Below are 19275 nucleotides of genomic sequence, written 5' to 3'. Positions count from 1 at the left end.
GTCCCCGCGCAGTACACGCCCGCGCCGGCGGGCCACGCGACGGCGGCCTGGGGCCGCGGCGCCCCGGCGATGTCGCGGCTCGACCCGGCCGGCGCCGCCCTGGCGCTGCCCGTGCCGCACGCCGACCCAGCCGACCCCAACGCGGGCTTCCTCGCCGGGCTTTCGGCGGCCGCGCCGGCCGAACTCGTCGCGGCGCTGGCCTCCGCGCCCGCCGACTCGCCGGAGAAGCGGCTGCGCGAGCTGCGCGCCCGCCTCGAACTCGGTGACCGCGAGGGCGCCCGGCAGGTGCTGCACTCCCTCGGCGACGACGCGGCCGACGGCGACGACTGGCGGGTGGTGTGGCACCGCGGCCTCACCGCCCTGTGCGCCGGCGACAACGGCACGGCCGCGCTCAGCTTCGACGCCGTCTACGACGCCTTCCCGGGCGAGCCCGCGCCGAAGCTGGCGCTGGGCGTGTGCGCGGAGGTGCTCGGCCAGCTCGACAACGCCGCCGAGTACTACCGGCTGGTGTGGACGACCGACCAGAGTTACGTCAGCGCCGCGTTCGGGCTCGCACGGGTGCTCCTGAAGTCCGGGGACCGCGAACGCGCCGTCCGGGCGCTGGAGTCGGTGCCCGAGTCGTCGATCCACTTCACCGCGGCACGCGTGGCGGCGATCAGGGCCCGGCTGCGGGACCGGTCGCCGCAGGAGTCCCTGCTGCCGGACCTGCGGGCCGCCGCGGTGCAGGTGGAGGCGCTGCAGCGGCAGGGTCTGGACACCGACCGGCGCGAGCAGCTGGCCACCGAGGTGCTCGGCAGCGCACTGGACTGGGTGCTCGCCGGCCGTGTCGGCGCACCCGCCGGGGTCCCGGCGGGCGTACCGTCGGGAGCGGGCCAGGGTGTCCTCGGTGCCGAACTCAGCGAGCGCGGGCTGCGGTTCGGCCTGGAACGCTCGTACCGGGTGCTGGCCCGGCTCGCCCGCGAGGACGGTGCGAGGATCGAACTGGTGGAGCGCGCCAACCGCTTCCGCCCCAGGACCTGGGTGTAACACATGCCACCACTGCCCGAGTCGGCCCCCTCCGCGGCTCCCGCGATCCCCGCGGTCTGCCCGGTGTGCGCCGAACCCCTCGACGCCGAGGACCGCTTCTGCGGCCACTGCGGCCATGACGTCTCGGCCCCGGCTCCCGCGGGCCGCGCCCCCGGCACACCCGTCGGGGCCCAGCGGGCCGGCGAGCCGTCCGCCGCCGCCGCTGCCTCCGCCGGCGACGGCACCCCCGGCGACGGCACCCCCGGCCACGCGGCCGGGGACGGCGACCCCGACGCCTTCCGGCTCGCGCCACCGGGCGCGACGGCCGCCGCTCCCCCGGGAACCTCCGGTGCGGCCGCGGACGACCCGGGTCAGGAGGCGGCCGCGAACGCCGACGGCGGCGCGGACACCGGCGGTAGCGGGGACACCCTCGTCCTCGGCGCGCCCTCCCGGCTCGCCGACCCGCGCGAAGAGGAACCCGCCGCCGCGGCCACCGCCGAGAGCGGCCCGGTGTGCGTGGCCTGCGGCGTCGGCGGCGTGGACGACGACGGCTACTGCGAGCACTGCGGCCACGCCCAGCCCCGCCAGCGCGACCACCAGGAGAAGGAACTGGAGGGCGTCGCGGCGGTCAGCGACCGGGGGCTGCGGCACCACCGCAACGAGGACGCCTTCGCCATCGCCGCCGCGTCGCTGCCCGACGGCAGCCCCGCGGTGTCCGCGGTCGTGTGCGACGGCGTGTCCACCGCCTACCGGCCCGACGACGCCTCGGCCGCCGCGGCGGTTGCCGGCAGCGAGTCGCTGCTGGGCGCGCTGGAGCGCGGGGCGAACGCGAAGGAGGCGATGCACGGCGCCCTCATGGCCGCGTTCGAGGCCGTCACCGCGCTCGCCGACGAGGAGCCGCCCACCGACGGGCGGGTGCACCACAACGCCCCGGCCTGCACCTGCGTGAGCGCCGTGGTGACCGGCCCGGTCTTCACCGTCGGCTGGATCGGTGACAGCCGTGCCTACTGGATCCCCGACGACCGCAGCCGTCCGCCGGCGCGGCTCACCGAGGACGACTCGTGGGCGGCCCGGATGGTCGCCGCCGGACTGATGTCCGAGGCCGAGGCGTACGCCGACGCGCGCGCCCACGCCATCACCGGCTGGCTGGGCGCGGACGCGGTCGAGGTCGACCCTCACGTCGCGGCCTTCCAGCCGGACGAGCCGGGGGTGATCGTGGTGTGCACCGACGGGCTGTGGAACTACGCCGAGTCCGCGACGGACATGGCGGACGCCGTTCCGGCCGACGCCCGTTCGCGGCCGCTGGCGAGCGCCCGGGCCCTGCTCGGCCTGGCGCTGGACGGCGGCGGCCACGACAACGTAACAGTCGCCGTGCTGCCGTTCCCGGCGGCCGTGTCGCGGGCAGGATTCCCCTCCGCCTGACCGATCAGGACGCCGGGGGGGCAGGGCAGGCAGAGGGCTTCACGAACGGGGTTGGCGATGCCGAAGTTTTCCAAGTCGAACGTGCCGCAGTTCTCGGTCGACGTCTACCAGAACGAGTACCTGCCCGAGGGGGGCCGGGAGGTCAACGCGATCGTCACGGTCACCGCGACCGGCGGCGGCACGTCCGGGGGCAGGCCGCTGGACGGCGGGACGCCGGCGCCGGACGCGGGCGTCGTCGTCATGGTCGACTGCTCGGGCTCGATGGACTACCCGCCGACCAAGATGCGCAACGCCCGCGACGCCACGGCCGCGGCGATCGACACCCTGCGCGACGGCGTCGCCTTCGCGGTCGTCGCCGGGACGCACCAGGCGCGTGAGGTCTACCCGGCCGACGGCGGCCTGGCGACAGCCGATCCGGCCACCCGCGCGCAGGCCAAGCAGTCGCTGCGCAAGCTGACCGCGGGCGGCGGGACCGCCATCGGCACCTGGCTGAAGCTGGCCGACCGCCTGCTGGCCGGCCACGACGTGGCGATCCGGCACGGCATCCTGCTCACCGACGGCCGCAACGAGCACGAGAAGCCGGAGGACCTGCGGGCCGCGCTGGCCGCCTGCGCCGGCCGGTTCACCTGCGACGCGCGCGGCGTGGGCACCGACTGGGAGGTCAAGGAGCTGACCGGCATCGCGTCCGCGCTGCTCGGCTCGGTGGACATCGTCGCCGACCCGGAGGGCCTGGCCGCCGACTTCCAGTCGATGATGGAGAACGCCATGGGCAAGGAGGTCGCGGACGTCGCCCTGCGCCTGTGGACCCCGCAGGGCGCCGAGATCGCCTTCGTCAAGCAGGTGGCGCCCACCGTGGCGGACCTCTCCGCCCGCCGTACGGAGTCCGGTCCGCGGGCCGGCGACTACCCCACGGGCTCGTGGGGCGACGAGTCCCGCGACTACCACGTGTGCGTCCGGGTGCCGGCCGCCGGCGTCGGCCAGGAGATGCTGGCCGCCCGGCTGTCGCTGATGCTGCCACAGCCCGGCGGCGCCCCGGAGGCGCTGGCCCAGGGGCTGGTGCGGGCGGTGTGGACCGACGACATGGCCGCCTCCACCCGGATCAGCCCGCAGGTCGCCCACTACACCGGGCAGGCCGAGCTGGCCCAGGTGATCCAGCAGGGCCTGGAGGCCCGCAAGGCCGGCGACCTGGACAGCGCGACCGCCAAGCTGGGCCGCGCGGTGCAGCTGGCCAGCGCCTCGGGCAACGAGGACACCGCCAAACTGCTGGCCAAGGTCGTCGACGTGGTCGACGCGGCGAGCGGTACTGTGCGGCTGAAGGCCAGGGTCGCCGACGCCGACGAGATGACGCTGGAGACACGGTCGACGAAGACCGTGCGCGTGAAGAAGTAGCCGACGGGCCGTAGTGCTCGCGCACGACCTGTGGATCCGCCCCCGGGGGGTGGAGGGGAGCCGGTGCCATGCCGATCTGTCCGAACGGACACCAGTCGGGAACCGACGACTGGTGCGAGGTCTGCGGGATGCGGATGAGCCCGCCCGCCGCGCCCGCGCCGGGTCACGGTTCACGCCCGTCCTCGTCGTATTCGTCGTCGTACTCCTCGTCGTCGGCGTCGCCCGCCTCGGCGCCGCCGGCCTCCCCCTCGCCGCCCGGTTTCGAGGGCGAGCCGACGGCGGTGGCCGAACTGTGCCCGCAGTGCGGCACGCCGCGTGAGGGCACCGCGCTGTTCTGCGAGGAGTGCCGCTACAACTTCCGTACGCGTTCGGCGTCGGCTCCGCCGCCCGGGCCGCAGCACGGCGGGATGCCGTCCGGGTTCCCGCCCCTGTCCGTCCCGCGGCCCGGTCCTGGCGTGCCGCCGTCCGCCGCCCACTCCCCCGGGGTGCCGGCGGCGTCCGAGGCGTCCACCGGGATGCCCCCGGCGGGCGCTCCCCCGGCCGCCGTTCCGCCGCCCGCCGTCCCGCCGACCGCGCCCGGTTATCCGCCCTACCAGCGCTACGAGTCGCAGCGTTCGCGTCCCTCGCAGATCAACCGGCCCGCGGAGCCGGTCCCTTCGGAGTCGGTCACGCTGGCCTCGGGATCGGGCGACTTCCTGCTCGATCCGCCCTCCACCCCGGCCCAGCGGCCGGCGCCCGGCTCCGGCGCGTCCTCCGCGGCGACCTCCGTGTCCCAGGCGCCGTCCTCAGTGCCGACGGTGGTGCCGTCCCAGCCCTCCCAGCCCTTCCAGCCCTCCCAGCCCTTCCAGCAGGCGCGCGGCACGGCCTGGACGGCGGTGGTCGCCACCGACCGCGAGTACTTCACCGCGATGATGGCCCGCAGCGGGCCGGAGTCGCACGGCCTGTACTTCCCGGCGTTCTCGCCCGAGTTGCAGGTGCCGATGACCGGCAACCAGATCACCATCGGCCGCCGCCGCCACAGCACCGGCGAGGCGCCGGACATCGACCTGTCCCGCGCCCCGGAGGACCCCGGGGTGTCCCACAAGCACGCGGTGCTGGTCCAGCAGCCCGACGGCGGCTGGGCGGTGGTCGACCAGGACTCCACCAACGGCACCACCGTGAACCTCGCCGAGGAGCCGATCCGCCCGTACACGCCGGTGCCGCTCGCCGACGGCGACCGCGTGCACGTGGGCGCGTGGACGACGATCACCGTCAAACGGAACTGACCGCCGACCGGTTCGGTCCCGCACGCCGGACCGTCCCGCCGCGCACCCGCACGGATGACCAGCACGGCTCGCCGCTTGTGAAGGAGGCCCCTGTCCATGGCAGAGCAGCCGGCGGTCCGCCGCCTGAACCTGGGCTGGTTCATCCGGCCGGGGTCCGAGACGGCCGACGGTGCGCCGCGCGTGGAACCCGCGCTGGCCTATCTGGTGCGTCACGACGGCGAGTTGCTGCTCTTCGACACCGGCATCGGCACCGCCGACCCGGAGACCGACGCGCACTACCGGCCGTACCGGCGCCCGTTGCCGGAGGCGCTGGCCGCGGCCGGTGCGGAGCCGTCGGACGTCTCGGTGGTCGTCAACTGCCATCTGCACTTCGACCACATCGGCGGGAACCCGCTCTTCGCGGGCACCCCGATCCTGGTGCAGGCCGCGGAGATGGCCCTGGTGCGCGGCGGCGAGCACACCCCCGGGCACCTGGTGGACTTCGCCGGCGCCGCCTACGAGGAACTGCCGGGCGAGGCCGAGATCCGGCCGGGCCTGTGGGTGATCCCGACGCCCGGCCACACCGCGGGCCACCAGTCACTGGTGGTGCGCCGCCCCGACGGCACGGTGATCCTCGCCGGGCAGACCCACGCCTCGGCCTCGGACTTCGCCGCGGCCCGGCTGGCCGGCACCGCGGCCGCCAGCGGCGCTCGGCCGCCGCTGCCGGAATCCGACGCATGGCCGCGGCGGCTGCTGGAGTTCGACCCCCGCCGGGTGCTGTTCGCGCACGACGCGTCCGTGTGGGAGCCGGCCGGCTGAGGCGGGCGCGCTGTCCGGCGCACGACCCCGCCAGGGCGCGCGGCACGCGCCGTCGGCCTCACGGCGGCCCCGGAGGCGTCAGCCGTCGAGGTCCCAGGTGTGCGGGCCCCGGGGGTCGTCGCGCCACAGCCACTGGCGGGCGCCGTCCACGCTGATCCCGTAGCGGGCGCGATCGGGATGCCGCCCGCTGAACAGCTCGTCCCCGACCCGCGCCTGCGCACGGCCGGCCCGGGAGCCGCGCAGCGCCACGAAGTACGCGGGCGTGTGCAGGAACCGCCCCTCGGCCCGCTCCGGCCCGTGCACGGTGAGCGCGGCGAGCCCCGTGGCGACGGGCGCGAGCACCAGCCCGCCCGGACGGCACTGCGCCAGCCAGGCCTGGGGGATCGCGGGCACGGCGCAGGTGACCACGATCCGGTCGTACGGAGCGCGCGGCGCGTGCCCGAGCGCGCCGTCGCCGGTGACGACGGCCACCGAGCGGGCGGCGGGTGTGCCGTAGGCGTCCAGGTGCGCGCGGGCCGCCGCGGTGATCTCCTCGTCGAGGTCGATGGTGGTGACCGCGTCCGGGCCCAGCCGGTGTGCCAGCAGCGCCGCGTTGTAGCCGGTGCCCGCGCCGATCTCCAGCACCCGGTGGCCGTCCCGCACGTCCAGTGCCTCGCACATCCGCGCCATCAGCGAGGGCTGGCTGCTGGAGGACACCAGCTCCCCCGCGACCACATGGGTGGCGATCGGCCGGTCCGCGTACGCCGAGGCGAGCCGCCGCAGCCGGCTGCCCGGATCGAGGGCGTCCTCGGGCAGCTCGTCCAGGCCGTAGCCGAGCACGAACACATGCCGCGGCACCTCGGTGAACGCCGCCCGCCAGGCCGGGTCGGTGAGACCGCCGCCCGCGACGATGCGCCGCACCATCCGGGCCCGCAGCATCCGCGCGGCCGCCTGCTGGCGGTCGTCGTACCCGGCTTCGTCCGCGGCCCCGGCCATGCCTCCATCGTGCGCCCGGGCCCCCGCGGGTAGGAAGCGGACGGCCCTTCGGGACGGCGGTATGGTCCGCCGCGCCGTCTGCGACGATAGAGAGGTGAATGAGATCCCGCGCGGCACGCTGCAACAGCAGACGTTCTACGAGCTGGTGGGCGGTGAGGAGACCTTCCGCCGGCTGGTGCACCTCTTCTACCAGGGCGTGGCGGAGGACCCCGAACTGCGGGCGATGTACCCGGAGGAGGACCTGGGCCCGGCCGAGGAGCGGCTGCGGCTGTTCCTGATGCAGTACTGGGGCGGTCCCCGCACGTACAGCGACGAGCGCGGCCACCCCCGGCTGCGGATGCGCCACGCGCCGTTCAAGGTGGACAAAGCCGCGCACGACGCCTGGCTGCGCCATATGCGCGCGGCCGTCGACGCCTTGGAGCTGGACCCCGCTCACGAGCAGCAACTCTGGGACTACCTGGTGTATGCGGCCGCCTCGATGGTGAACACGCCGGGCTGACCTGCCCTTTCAGCCGCCAGTACCAGCCTGGGACCGGCCGTGCGACCGGCCGCGGAGGAATGTCCGCACAGCGGTCGGTCACGATCGCATTGCGACAATCTCCGCCACTTCACCACACCCCCCTGTTTTGAGAGCATCCGGTCAGCAAGAGAACGGGGGGGAACACTGGTGACCGGGTTCGTACTGCTGCGTGTCCGCGCCCACCGGCTGCTGCTGGCCGCCGCCGCACTGACGGTGGTGCTCACCACGAGCGCGCTGGCCGTCTTCACGGCCTTCACCGGGGCGATCGGGGACGCGGCACTGCGCCGCACCCTGGAGCACCAGGCGGCCGACCGCTCCACCGTCGAGGTGCACGCGGACGTCGGCGGCACCGACCCCGGCCCGCTGGACGCCGCGGTGCGCAAGCAGCTGACCGGCTCCTTCGCCGGGCTCCCCGCGAAGGTGTTCAGCAGCACGCAGTCCGGGCCGTACGGCCTGCCGTTCTCCCTGCGGCCCGCGAACGCGCTCAAGACCACCGACCCGGACCTCACCCTGCTGGCCTCCTTCGACCGGTCGCGGATGACGCTGGTCTCCGGCACCTGGCCCGCGGCGGCGGCCAAGGGCTCCGGCGAGGTGCAGGTGGCCATGCCCCAGGCCGCCGCCCAGCCCCTGAAGATCACGCCCGGCCGGGCCGTCACGCTCGCCGACCGCCTGGGCGGCCCCCCGCTGCGGATCCGCGTCACCGGCGTCTTCCGTCCGGCCGACCCCGCCTCCCCGTACTGGCACCTCGACCCGCTGGACGGGCGCGGGGTGCACACCCTGGCCTTCACCACGTACGGGCCGCTGCTCGTCGACGGCGGCACCTTCGCCTCCGGCCGGGTGGCCGCCGCGAACATGGCCTGGCAGGCCGCGGGCGACTTCCGCGGGGCGACGACATCCCGCATGGGGTCCATCGAGCAGTCGGTGAACCAGACGCTGGAGAACCTGCACGACGACGAGGCCACCGCGCAGACGCAGTCGCAGAGCAGCCTGCCCGACCTGCTGGAGGCGCTGCGCCGCAGCATGCTGGTCACCCGCTCCACGCTGCTGATCGGCGCGCTGCAGCTGGTGATCCTGGCCGGCTTCGCGCTGCTGCTGGTCGCGCAGCTGCTCACGGAGGAACGTGCCGGGGAAACGTCACTGCTGCGGGCCCGCGGCGGATCCCGCGCACGGGTCGGGCGGCTGGCGGTGGTCGAGGCGCTGCTGCTGGCGGTGCCCGCGGCCGTGATCGCGCCGCTCCTCGCCGGTCCCGTCACCAATCTGCTGGCCGGGACCGGGGCGATGGCCCGCACGGGAGTGAGCCTGAGCGGCGCCGGCGGCGCCTCCGCCTGGCTCGTCGCCCTGTGCGCCGCCCTGGCCTGCGCCTTCGCGGTCGTGACGCCGGCCCTGCGGTCCGGCGGGTCCTTCGCCGCCCGCGGCCGGCGCGGGGCGGTGCCCGGCGTGCTGCAGGCGGGCGGGGACATCGCGCTCCTGGTGCTCGCGGGCGTGGCCTTCTGGCAGCTCCGGCAGAGGGCCTCGGGCGGCGGCGCGCTCAGCGCCACCACCGGCGGCACCCTCGGCATCGACCCGGTGCTGGTCGCCGCCCCCGCGCTGTGCCTGCTGGCCGGCACCGTGCTGGTGCTGCGCGTGCTGCCACTGGTCGCGAAGCTCGGCGAGCGGCGGGCCGCCCGCGGCCGCGGCCTCGCGCTCGCCCTGGCCGGCTGGCAGCTCGCCCGGCGGCCCCGCCGCGGCGCGGGCGCCGCGCTGCTGCTGGTGCTGGCCGTCGCCATGGGCATGTTCGCCATCGGGCAGGGCGCGAGCTGGGACCGTTCGCAGCACGACCAGGCGGACTTCTCGGTCGGCTCGGACCTCCGCGTCACCGGCATGACGACCCCGCCGTTCGGCCAGGCCGGCATCTTCGCCTCCGTGCCCGGCATCACCGCGGCCGCGCCCGCGAACCGGCAGGAACTGCTGCTGACCCAGCAGCGGCACGCCACCGCCCTGATCATCGACGCCCAGCGGGCCGGCCAGGCCATGCACTTCCGTTCCGACCTGACCGAGGGCCGCACGACCGCGGACCTGATGAAGCCCCTCTACGCCGGGGTCGGGCAGCACGACGACGGCGTGACGCTGCCCGAGGACACCCGCCAGGTGACGTTCACGGCGACGCTGAAGGTCACCGCGGCGAAGACCGGACGCCCGCTCGCCGAGCCGGTGACCGACCACCTGCTCGCCACCGTGACCGACGCCGAGGGCATCGACTACCAGGCCGCCGTCGGCGACATCCTGGGCGACGGGCTCCCGCACCCCGTCACCCTCGACCTCGCCGCCCAGGCCGGCCCGCACGGCTCCGCGGCCGGACCGCTGCGGATCACCGCCCTGAACCTGGTCTACGACGTCCCTTCCGCACAGGCCGAGAACGGCGCGCTGACCCTCCGCGACGCGCGGGTGACCGGCGCGGAGGGCGCCACGAAGCCGCTGACGGTGCCGGCCGGCCGGGAGTGGACGGTGGACTCGAACTTCGACGACCTCAGCATGGGCAACCAGCCGGGCAAGGTGGGACCCAGCTCGTCCGAACCGCAGATCGGCGGCCCGACCGTGCTGGCGCTGCGCTACGCCACCGGGAACGTGACCTTCACCCCGCAGTACCCGTGGTCCAGCGTCCCGTCGGTGAGCGTGCACATGCAGGCGCCCACCCCTCCGGCCCCCGCGCTGGCCGGCATCGCCACCGACTCCTACCTCAAGGCGGTCGACGCGAAGGTCGGGGACCGCGTGCAGGTGCAGCTCAACGGCGTCGACACCTTCGTCAAGATCACCGCCGCGGTGAAGGCGATGCCCGGCACCGGGGACGACGTCTACAACGTGCAGCCGTCCGGAACAGCCGTGGCCGGCGACGACGAGTCCAAGTCCGCGGGCGCGCTGCTGCTGGACCTCCGGGCCGTCGACGCGGTGTTGAAGGCGAACGGCGGCCTCACCCTCGAGCCCAGCGAGTGGTGGCTGGCCGTCAGGCCCGGCGACAGCGCGAAGGTCGCGGCCGCCCTGCGCAGCCGCACGGACGTCGACACCGTGATGGTGCGGGACGAGTCCGCGGACGAACTCCGGGCCGACCCGCTGGGCGCGGGTCCGCAGTCGGCGCTGCCGGCGGCGGTGATCGCGGCCGCCGTGCTCGCGGCGGTCGGCTTCGCGGTGAGCGCCGTGGGCGCCATCCGCGAACGCAACGGCGAGTTCGCCGTGCTGCGCGCGCTGGGGGCGCCACGGCGCAAGCTGGCCCGCATGATCGCCGCCGAGCAGGGGCTGCTGGTGGTGATCTCACTGATCGTCGGTGTGGTGCTGGGAGCGCTGCTGACGCGGCTGGTGACACCGCTGATCGTGCTGACCTCGCAGGCCACCCGGCCGGTGCCGGACCTGCGGGTCGAGATGCCGGTGGGGCCGCTGGCCCAGCTGCTCGCGGTGGTGCTGATCGTGCCGCTGCTGGTGGTCCTGGCCACGGCGCTGCGGCGTGGCGATCCGGCGTCGGCGCTGCGGCGCCAGGGGGAGGACTGAGATGGCGGACGAGCAGAGGCCGGACGGGCAGCGGCCGCACGAGCAGAAGCCGGACGGGCAGAAGCCGGCGCACGGCACGGAGGGGGCCGGGATTCCGATTCCGGCCCAGGCGCGGGCCCGGCGCCCGGCGGACGAGGCGGCGGGGGATTCCGCGCACGTGAACGGTGCGGACGGGACGGACCCCGGGGGCAGTGCGGACGGCGGCGGGAACGCCGGCACGGAAGGCAACGGCACGCGGGGCAACGACGCTGAAGACAACGGTGCTGAAGGCGGCGCCGCTGAAGGCAACGCCACTGGGCAGGGCCGCGGGAGCGGACTGGCCTGGGTGCGGGTCAGGCTGCGCGCCGCACCGGCCGCGGCGGTGGCGACCTGCCTCCTGGTGCTGGTCACCGCACTGCTGGCCGCCGCACTCCCCCGCGCCGTCGACCGGTACGAGAACACCGCGCTGCGCCGGAGCGTGCTGAGCGCGCAGGTGCGCGACCGCGGTGTGTCCCTCGCGGACTCCTACACCCCCGGCGGCACGGAAGCCGGCGACATCGGCCCGTCGATGGACCGCATGGACACGGTGGAGCAGGAGTTCCAGGCCCTGGTCAGCCCGCCGATCCGGCTGCTGAGAGACCAGACGGTCATCGGCATGCGCTCCTCGGCCGAGGCCGACGTGACCGACCCCGAGGTGCCGCGGACCTCCTCCCACGACCCGGCCGCCTCTCTCGTCTCGCAACGGGACCTGCCCAGCCACCTGCGGATTTTGTCCGGGCGGCTGCCGCGTCCGGTCCAGTCGGCCGGGGCCACGTCGATCGAGGGCGTCGTCACCCAGAAGATGGCGCAGGTCCTGCACCTGAGGATCGGTCAGGTCGTGCACCTGAGCAGCACGTCGCCGACCACGGTGGCCGTGCGCATCGTCGGCATCGGCGTCCCCCGCGACCCGAAGGCGGCCTACTGGAACGAGGACGGCGACCTGCTCGCCCCTCACCTGACCACGCCGTTGACCCCGCCCGGCGACGAGCCCAAGACCTACTGGCACTTCACCGTGCTGGTCGACTTCACGGCGACCGGGACGATCCCGCGGCTCGGCCTGAGCGTCAACCTGTACTGGCACCACCCGATGGACACCGCCGTGCTGGCGGCACACGACATCCCCGCGGAGCAGCAGGAGCTGTCGTCGTTCGACAGCGGGCCGCTCTCGGTCGCCCTGCAGACCGACACCCAGTCGAACGTCCGCGTGGAGACCACGGTCGGCGCGCTGTTCGACGAGTTCACCACCGACCGCAAGGCCGCGGCGCCGCTGGTGCTGATCGCGGCCATCGGCGTGGGCACGACGGCGGCTGCGGTGCTGCTGATGGCCGGCGGGCTGGCCGCGGAGCGGCGGCGCGCCGAGATCGCGCTGCTGCGTTCGCGCGGCGGTTCGCTGCGCGGCATCGGACGGCGGCTGGCCGGCGAGACCGCCGCCGCGGCGCTGCCCGGAGGCATCGCGGGCACCCTGCTGGCCCTGGTGCTGCTGCCGACCGAGCGCTGGGTGCTGCCGGTGCTGCTGGGCGCCGTCGTGACGCTGGTGGCGCTGCTGGCCCTGCCGATGCGGGCGGCCTGGGCGGTGCGCAGACCGCGGCCCGCCGCCCGTGAGGACGTGACGGCGCTCAAGCCGTCGCGGCGCCGGCTGGTCGCCGAACTGACCGTCGCCGTCCTGGTGGTCGGCGCGGTGGTCGCCCTGCGGCAGCGCGGCACGGACCACGGCGACGATCCCTTCCTCGCGGCCGCGCCCGTGCTGGTCGCGATCGCCGCCGCTCTGATCCTGCTGCGGGTGTACCCGCTGCCGCTCCGGCTGCTGGCCCGGCCCACCGGGCGGTTGAGAGGCGCGGTCGCCCACCTGGGCCTGGCCCGGGCCGGACGTACCCCGGCCTCCAACCAACTGCCGCTGCTGGCCATGCTGGTGTCGCTCACCGTCGCCTCGTTCGGCGGCTCGGTGCTGGCGGGCATCGACCACGGCCGGGACCGGGCGGCGACCGCCACGGTCGGGGCGGACGCCCGGATCGACGCCCAGAACGACTTGGCCGCGCTCGCACGGCAACTCCCCGACCAGGTACGGAAGGTGCCCGGTGTCGGTCACGTCGTCACCGCGAGGGTGGAGAACAACAGCCCCAACACGCTGTTCCCCCTGCCCTGGTCGCTGGTGGTCGTCACTCCGGACGACTACGGGAAGCTGACCCGGGAGATCGGGCTGCCCTCCTTCCCCGCGTCGGTCTATCGCGGCTGGCACGGCTCGGGGCCGCTGCCCGCGGTGCTGTCGCCGAAGCTGGCGACGGCGCTGGGCGCCAAGACGACGCAGATCAACACAGGGGTCGGCGCGATCGACATCCGCCGGGCCGCCACGCTGACGACGACGCCGGCCGCGCCCGGCGACAACTTCATCATCGTCTCCTCCGACCAGCTGGGCGCCACCCACCCGGAGATGGCCGCCTACCGGCAGTACCTGGGCCCGACGGCCCTGCTGGCGATGGCCGCCCCCGGCCGGCAGATCGACACGGCGGCCCTGCACAAGGTGGCCGAGCACAGCACGACCCTGGTGAGCGTGCTGACCCGCGCCGAGCAACGGGCCGCCATGTCGGACACGGCACTGCAGCACGGCGCCCGCATCATCTACCTGTGGGCGGTGGCGGCCGGGGCCGCGTACAGCGCGCTGGCGCTGCTCCTATCCCTGCTGCAGGCGGCACCGCAGCGGTCCACGCTGCTGGCCCGGCTGCGCACGATGGGCATGACGCGGCGGCAGTCGCGGCGGCTGGTGCTGCTGGAGATGTTGCCGCAGGCGCTGCTGGCCGCGGTCGGCGGTGTGCTGGTCGGGCTGGCGGTGATCCCGCTGCTCGGTCCGGGCGTCGACCTGCGGGCGCTGACCTTCGGGACCGGGCCGCGGTCCCTGGCTCCGGTCGACTTCGGGCTCGGCCTGCACGCCGACCCGTGGTCCCTGGCCCTGCCGTCGGTGGGGCTGGTGGTACTGGCCTGCGTGGTGCTGATCGCGCAGGTGTGGGTGAGCGGGCGGCGGCGAGAGAGCCAGGAACTGAGAGCGGGGGACCGGACATGAGCGGCGAAGGCGGCGAGGACGCGGTGCGGCAGGGGACGGACGAGGTGACCGGCGGCGGCAGCGGCGACGCGGGCGCGCGCGGCGGTGCGGTGCGCAGCCTCGCGGAGCTGGAGCGGCAGGTCGCGGAGCGGCGGCAGCGGCCGGCGTACGGCGAGGACGCGCTCATCAGCTGCGACCGGCTGGTGCGGATCTTCACGGCGGACGGCGTCGAGGTGCAGGCCCTGCAGGGTCTCGACCTGCTCGTCAACAAGGGCGAGCTGATGGCCCTGGTGGGGGCCTCAGGCAGCGGCAAGTCGACGCTGCTCAACATCCTCGCCGGGCTGGACGTCCCCACCGCCGGTGCGGCCTCGGTCGGCGGCTACGACCTGCTGTCCATGGACGCCGCGTCCCGGCTGCGCTACCGGCGGGAGGTCGTCGGCTTCGTCTGGCAGCAGACCGCCCGCAACCTGCTCCCCTACCTCACGGCCGCGCAGAACGTCGTGCTGCCCATGCAGCTCGCCGGACGCGGCGGCAGCTTCCGGGCCAAACGGCAGCGCGCCGCGCGGGCCACCGAGCTGCTGGACATGCTGGGCGTCGGCTACTGCCACGACCGGCACCCCGGGCAGATGTCCGGCGGTGAGCAGCAGCGGGCCGCCATCGCGGTGGCCCTCGCCAACAACCCGTCCGTCGTGCTGGCCGACGAGCCCACCGGCGAGCTCGACTCGGCCACCGGTGAGCAGGTCTTCGCCTCGTTCCGCACGGCCAACGAGGAGCTGGGCACCACGGTCGTCGTCGTCACCCACGACCACGCGGTGGCCGACGCGGTGCGGCGTACGGTCGCCATCCGCGACGGCCGCACCGCCTCCGAGGTCGTACGGCACACCGAGGTCGACGAGCACGGCCAGGAGTCGGTGGTGGCCAGGGAGTACGCCACGGTCGACCGGGCGGGACGGCTGCAGCTCCCCCGCGACTACACCGACACGCTGGAGATCCGTTCCCGGGTGCTGCTGGAGCTGGAGACCGACCACATCGGGGTGTGGCCGGACCGCCGCTCGGGCGAGGGGAAGGCGGAGCGGCAGGACTGAGGGGCGCCGGCTGGCCGGGGTGCTCGCTCAGGACCGGCCCGGACGGCTGATCGTGTCACCGGGCGGCCGGGCGGGTCATGTCCAGGGGCGCCGCGCGGCTCGTGTCCAGGTCCGGCGGGGTCGCCGGGCGGCGGGCCACGACGGTCGGGCCGGTGCCGCCCGGCTGCGGGTACGGATGTGGATACGAGTGGGGGTACGGGTGCTGACTCGGGTCAGGCGGTCGCGGGGCGCGGCGAGACGGTGAGGCCGGACGCGGCGGACTGACTGCTGCGCATGGCCACCGAGCCGTAGCCGGTGCGCAGGCGCAGCCACGGTCCCGCCGACAGCACGGCGATCTGCTCGTCGGACTGTCCGCCGGAGGCGCCCGGCTGGAGGAACCCGAGGGCGTGGGCGGCGTGGACGACGCGCAGGGTGACCCCGCGGGCGGGGCCGGCCAGCGGACGGGTCCACAACTCCTCGGCGAGAGCGTCCATTTCGGCCCGGGTCCGCTGCTCCGGGACCAGCGCCTCGGTACGCGAACGGAACTCCGCGACCGTGCGCGCCGCCGCCTCCCGCACCAGGGCGGGTTCGAGCACGGCGTCACGGTGCCAGCCGCCGCGCGGCGGCAGCAGCCCGGCCCAGGCGGGCCCGGTCACCGACGCGGGGACCCCGAACTCGCCGCCGGCCGCGGCCTCGGCGAGTGCCTCCAGCAGTTCGCCGGCCGACACCGTGGCATCGACCGGCACCGCGATGCCCGGGCCGCCGAGCGCGACGCTCTTGACGGCGAGCACGCCGCCGAACGGCGGCTGCCCGAAGACCCCGAGGGCGGGCTCGCCCTCGTCGGAACGCAGCCGCACCACGGCCGTCCTGTCCCAGCGGATCAGCCGGCCGAGGAAGGCGGAGAGCTCCGCCTCCCCCGCCCGTACGACGTCCGGATCCCCGGCGAGGGCGAGCCGCACCGTCATGCGGCCACGATCCCCTCGTCGTCCCGGAACTTCTCCAGGAACTCCTTCTCCTCCGGGGTGATCCGCCGCGGCTGCTTCTTGGCCAGGTTGTACGGCACCACGATCGTGGACGCCCGCGCGTAGAGGGCGTCCTCGTCCTTGACCTCGTAACGGACGGTCATGGACGCGGTCTTGATGTCCGTCACCCACGTCTCGATGACCACCGGCTCGTGGCGGTGGACCAGCGGACGCAGGTAGTCGATCTCGTGCCGGGCCACCACCGAACCGCCGGTGAAGGACGCGCTGCCCTCCCCCGGCGCCAGGCGGAACATGAAGTCGATCCGCGCCTCTTCCAGGTACCGCAGGAAGGCGACGTTGTTGACGTGCCCGAAGGCGTCCATGTCCGCCCAGCGCAGCGGGCAGCGGAAGATGTGGCGTGCCATCAGCCGCGCGTCAGCTTCCGGTAGGTGGCGCGGTGCGGACGGGCGGCGTCCGGGCCGAGCCGCTCGACCTTGTTCTTCTCGTACGACTCGAAGTTGCCCTCGAACCAGAACCACTTGGACTCACCCTCGTAGGCGAGGATGTGCGTGGCGACCCGGTCCAGGAACCACCGGTCGTGGGAGACGACCACGGCCGCACCGGGGAACTCCAGCAGCGCGTTCTCCAGCGAGGACAGCGTCTCGACGTCGAGGTCGTTGGTCGGCTCGTCGAGGAGCAGCAGGTTGCCGCCCTGCTTGAGGGTCAGCGCCAGGTTCAGGCGGTTGCGCTCACCGCCGGAGAGCACCCCGGCCGGCTTCTGCTGGTCCGGGCCCTTGAACCCGAAGGCCGACACGTAGGCCCGCGACGGCATCTCGACCTGGCCGACGTTGATGTAGTCCAGCTCGTCCGAGACCACGGCCCACAGCGTCTTCTTCGGGTCGATGTTGGACCGGCCCTGGTCGACGTAGGAGATCTTGACCGTCTCGCCGACCTTGATCGAGCCGGAGTCCGGCTGCTCCAAGCCCTGCAGCATCTTGAACAGCGTGGTCTTGCCGGCGCCGTTGGGGCCGATGACGCCGACGATGCCGTTACGGGGCAGCGTGAACGACAGGTCGTCGATCAGCACCTTCTCCCCGAACGCCTTCGACAGGTGCTCGACCTCGACGACGACCGAACCCAGACGCGGGCCCGGCGGGATCTGGATCTCCTCGAAGTCCAGCTTCCGCATCTTGTCGGCCTCGGCCGCCATCTCCTCGTAGCGGGCCAGACGCGCCTTGGACTTGGCCTGCCGCCCCTTGGCGTTGGAGCGGACCCACTCCAGCTCCTCCTTGAGGCGCTTCTGCCGCTTGGCGTCCTTCTGGCCCTCGACCTTCAGGCGGGAGGCCTTGTTCTCCAGGTAGGTGGAGTAGTTGCCCTCGTAGGGGATCGCCCGGCCGCGGTCGAGCTCGAGGATCCACTGCGCCACGTTGTCCAGGAAGTACCGGTCGTGGGTGACGGCGACGACGGTGCCCGGGTACTTCGCCAGGTGCTGCTCCAGCCACTGCACGGACTCGGCGTCCAGGTGGTTGGTGGGCTCGTCGAGCAGCAGCAGGTCGGGCGCCTCCAGCAGCAGCTTGCACAGTGCCACGCGGCGCCGCTCACCACCGGACAGGTTGGTGACCGGCCAGTCACCGGGCGGGCAGCCCAGCGCGTCCATGGCCTGCTCCAGCTGCGCGTCCAGGTCCCACGCGTTGGAGTGGTCGAGCTGCTCCTGGAGCTTGCCCATCTCGTCGAGGAGCTCGTCGGAGTAGTCGGTCGCCATCAGCTCGGCGATCTCGTTGAACCGGTCAAGCTTCGCCTTGGTGTCCGCGACTCCGTCCTGCACGTTCTCCAGGACCGTCTTGGACTCGTCCAGCGGCGGCTCCTGCAGCAGCATCCCGACGCTGTAGCCGGGCGACAGGAAGGCGTCTCCGTTCGACGGCTGCTCCAGACCGGCCATGATCTTGAGCACGGTGGACTTACCGGCGCCGTTGGGGCCGACCACACCGATCTTCGCGCCGGGCAGGAAGCTCAGCGTCACGTCATCGAGGATGACCTTGTCGCCGTGCGCCTTGCGCGTCTTGCGCATCGTGTAGATGTACTCAGCCAAGAGAAACCGTCCGGCAATCGAGAAGGGCCAATGTGCGGCTCCGCCGCGTGAGGGCAGATACACCCCATCTTGCCGTACGTCCACCCATGGGGGCGAATGGGTACTCCCCCGCCTCGCCCCGCCCCTCTGACCTGCACTCCCGGGCCTGCCCTCCCGTGACCGCCTGTCGTCCCAAGGCCGGGGACGGCCCGGCGGGTGCTTGAGCCCCTTCTCGCAGAGGCCCTCGACCCTCAGGCGCCGCCGCCGAACCTCAGCTCGGCGACGATCCGCGCCAGGCAGGCCGCCGCCGCCCATGGGTCATCGGTTTCGAACAGCTCTCGGGAGCCCTGCGATGTGATGTCGGTACATACGGTGTAGATCCCCAGGGAGCCCTGTCGCAATCCCGGGCCACCGCCCGCGCTCAGCTTCCGGGGCTGTCCACTTCCCGACCTCCCGCGCTCGCCTGCTCCCACCGGCCCGCCCCGCGCCCGCACCGGATCGGCCCTCGTTCGCCCCGCAGACGGGCGCGGGGCCAGCACGCAGAATGTTCAGTTTCCCTGCAGACGGGTGCGCCAGGGACGGGGGCGGGGCTTGGGGGTCCTGACCGCCTTCAGGGTCCGATCGGCACGGAACCCGGTACCCCGTCCGTCCCGGTCCCGGCGGGATGCCGGGACCGGGAGGGGACGGGAGTCAGAGGATCACTGCGCGGAGGTGGAGTTCTTCTTGCGGCGGACGAAGAAGACCGCGCCGCCACCGAGCACCACGAGCGCGATGGCCACGCCCGCGATCACCGGGGTGGCGCTGCTGCTCCCGGTCTCGGCGAGGTTCTTGCCGGTGCTGCCGTTGGGCGACTGGCTGGGCGCCGGGGCCGGCGTGCTCGGCGCGGGCGAGCTCGCGGTCTGGCAGTCCAGCACGCCCTCGAACGTCTTCACCTTGCCGTTGGGCAGAGTGATGTCGATCTTGTACTTCTGGTCCTCGGCGACCGGAACGGTGATCGTCTGCGACTTCCCCGCAGCGATGGTGTAGCTCCGGCCCTCCAGTTGGAAGGTGAAGTCCTCGTCGCCCTGGTTGGAGGCCGTCACCTCGACCCCGTGCTTCGAGCACACGACCTGGGCCGACAGGGCCGGTATCGGACCCTTCTTCGCCCACGACAGGGCCGCCGCCGCGGTCACCGTGGTGCTGTCGGAACCGGCGAGGATCTGCGACTGGCTGGACGTGTTGATCGCGGAGAAGGCA

14 protein-coding genes are annotated in these 19275 nt (G+C 74.1%); 9 read left to right on the top strand and 5 right to left on the bottom strand.

Translation table 11 applies throughout. From position 1 onward, the window contains the following. The 5 genes from K7862_RS35680 to K7862_RS35660 form a co-directional block, all read left to right on the top strand. On the top strand, window positions 1–1026 hold a 1026-nt coding region (locus K7862_RS35680), incomplete at its 5' end, for a tetratricopeptide repeat protein (protein WP_222969669.1). Between the two features lie 3 nt (window positions 1027–1029). Further along, the gene (locus K7862_RS35675) at window positions 1030–2427 is read left to right on the top strand and encodes a PP2C family protein-serine/threonine phosphatase (protein WP_222969667.1); all 1398 of its coding nucleotides are present in this window, start codon (window positions 1030–1032) and stop codon (window positions 2425–2427) included. Window positions 2428–2484: 57 nt separating this feature from the next. Next, a complete protein-coding gene (locus tag K7862_RS35670) occupies window positions 2485–3816 on the top strand; it encodes a vWA domain-containing protein (RefSeq protein ID WP_222969665.1) in 1332 nt (443 codons plus the stop codon). Window positions 3817–3884: 68 nt separating this feature from the next. After that, a complete protein-coding gene (locus tag K7862_RS35665) occupies window positions 3885–5081 on the top strand; it encodes an FHA domain-containing protein (protein ID WP_222969663.1) in 1197 nt (398 codons plus the stop codon). A gap of 96 nt (window positions 5082–5177) precedes the next feature. Then, window positions 5178–5879, top strand: coding sequence for an N-acyl homoserine lactonase family protein (locus K7862_RS35660; protein ID WP_222969662.1), 702 nt, complete (start codon window positions 5178–5180; stop codon window positions 5877–5879). 78 nt (window positions 5880–5957) lie between these two features. Here K7862_RS35660 and K7862_RS35655 read toward each other — a convergent pair whose 3' ends face one another. Further along, window positions 5958–6854: a methyltransferase domain-containing protein gene (locus K7862_RS35655; RefSeq protein ID WP_222969660.1), complete on the bottom strand. Its 897-nt coding sequence runs from the start codon at window positions 6852–6854 to the stop codon at window positions 5958–5960. A gap of 94 nt (window positions 6855–6948) precedes the next feature. On the opposite strand from K7862_RS35655, the gene K7862_RS35650 reads away from it, so the two are divergent. The 4 genes from K7862_RS35650 to K7862_RS35635 all read left to right on the top strand — a co-directional run bounded on the left by K7862_RS35650 (window position 6949) and on the right by K7862_RS35635 (window position 15030). Continuing rightward, window positions 6949–7353 (top strand): globin, encoded by a 405-nt coding sequence (locus tag K7862_RS35650; RefSeq protein ID WP_308012362.1) that lies wholly within the window; start codon window positions 6949–6951, stop codon window positions 7351–7353. Between the two features lie 168 nt (window positions 7354–7521). After that, complete coding sequence (locus tag K7862_RS35645) at window positions 7522–10893, top strand: ABC transporter permease (protein WP_222969656.1); 3372 nt, start codon at window positions 7522–7524, stop codon at window positions 10891–10893. Between the two features lies 1 nt (window position 10894). Then, entirely contained in the window at window positions 10895–13966 is a 3072-nt protein-coding gene (locus K7862_RS35640) for an FtsX-like permease family protein (RefSeq protein WP_222969654.1), read from the top strand. Next, window positions 13963–15030 carry an ABC transporter ATP-binding protein gene (locus K7862_RS35635; RefSeq protein ID WP_222969652.1) on the top strand — a complete coding sequence of 356 codons (1068 nt, stop codon included), beginning with the start codon at window positions 13963–13965 and terminating at the stop codon, window positions 15028–15030. Before K7862_RS35640 ends, K7862_RS35635 begins: the two co-directional genes overlap by 4 nt. A 212-nt stretch (window positions 15031–15242) precedes the next feature. Here the strand turns inward: K7862_RS35635 and K7862_RS35630 are convergent, their stop codons facing one another. The 4 genes from K7862_RS35630 to K7862_RS35615 form a co-directional block, all read right to left on the bottom strand. Beyond that, on the bottom strand, window positions 15243–15974 hold the full coding sequence (locus tag K7862_RS35630) for a DUF8185 domain-containing protein (protein ID WP_222969650.1): 732 nt from the start codon (window positions 15972–15974) through the stop codon (window positions 15243–15245). Then, a complete protein-coding gene (locus tag K7862_RS35625) occupies window positions 15971–16396 on the bottom strand; it encodes an acyl-CoA thioesterase (protein ID WP_222969648.1) in 426 nt (141 codons plus the stop codon). Before K7862_RS35625 ends, K7862_RS35630 begins: the two co-directional genes overlap by 4 nt. Further along, a complete protein-coding gene (gene ettA / locus K7862_RS35620; protein ID WP_222969646.1) occupies window positions 16396–18060 on the bottom strand; it encodes an energy-dependent translational throttle protein EttA in 1665 nt (554 codons plus the stop codon). Before ettA ends, K7862_RS35625 begins: the two co-directional genes overlap by 1 nt. Before the next feature lie 677 nt (window positions 18061–18737). Then, a partial coding sequence (locus tag K7862_RS35615; protein ID WP_222969644.1) for an LAETG motif-containing sortase-dependent surface protein occupies window positions 18738–19275 on the bottom strand: 538 nt, incomplete at its 5' end.

This window comes from Actinacidiphila acidipaludis, assembly GCF_019890725.1.
Taxonomy (GTDB): Bacteria; Actinomycetota; Actinomycetes; order Streptomycetales; family Streptomycetaceae; genus Actinacidiphila; species Actinacidiphila acidipaludis.
Note: the sequence above shows the minus strand (reverse complement) of the source record. Positions and strands in the feature narration are given on the sequence as shown.

Excerpts from the sequence above, each read along its gene's own strand:
- K7862_RS35675 (WP_222969667.1), top strand. The coding sequence starts at position 1,030 with ATGCCACCACTGCCCGAGTCGGCCCCCTCCGCGGCTCCCGCGATCCCC.
- K7862_RS35670 (WP_222969665.1), top strand. The coding sequence starts at position 2,485 with ATGCCGAAGTTTTCCAAGTCGAACGTGCCGCAGTTCTCGGTCGACGTC.
- K7862_RS35665 (WP_222969663.1), top strand. The coding sequence starts at position 3,885 with ATGCCGATCTGTCCGAACGGACACCAGTCGGGAACCGACGACTGGTGC.
- K7862_RS35660 (WP_222969662.1), top strand. The coding sequence starts at position 5,178 with ATGGCAGAGCAGCCGGCGGTCCGCCGCCTGAACCTGGGCTGGTTCATC.
- K7862_RS35655 (WP_222969660.1), bottom strand. The coding sequence starts at position 6,854 with ATGGCCGGGGCCGCGGACGAAGCCGGGTACGACGACCGCCAGCAGGCG.
- K7862_RS35640 (WP_222969654.1), top strand. The coding sequence starts at position 10,895 with ATGGCGGACGAGCAGAGGCCGGACGGGCAGCGGCCGCACGAGCAGAAG.
- K7862_RS35635 (WP_222969652.1), top strand. The coding sequence starts at position 13,963 with ATGAGCGGCGAAGGCGGCGAGGACGCGGTGCGGCAGGGGACGGACGAG.
- K7862_RS35630 (WP_222969650.1), bottom strand. The coding sequence starts at position 15,974 with ATGACGGTGCGGCTCGCCCTCGCCGGGGATCCGGACGTCGTACGGGCG.
- K7862_RS35625 (WP_222969648.1), bottom strand. The coding sequence starts at position 16,396 with ATGGCACGCCACATCTTCCGCTGCCCGCTGCGCTGGGCGGACATGGAC.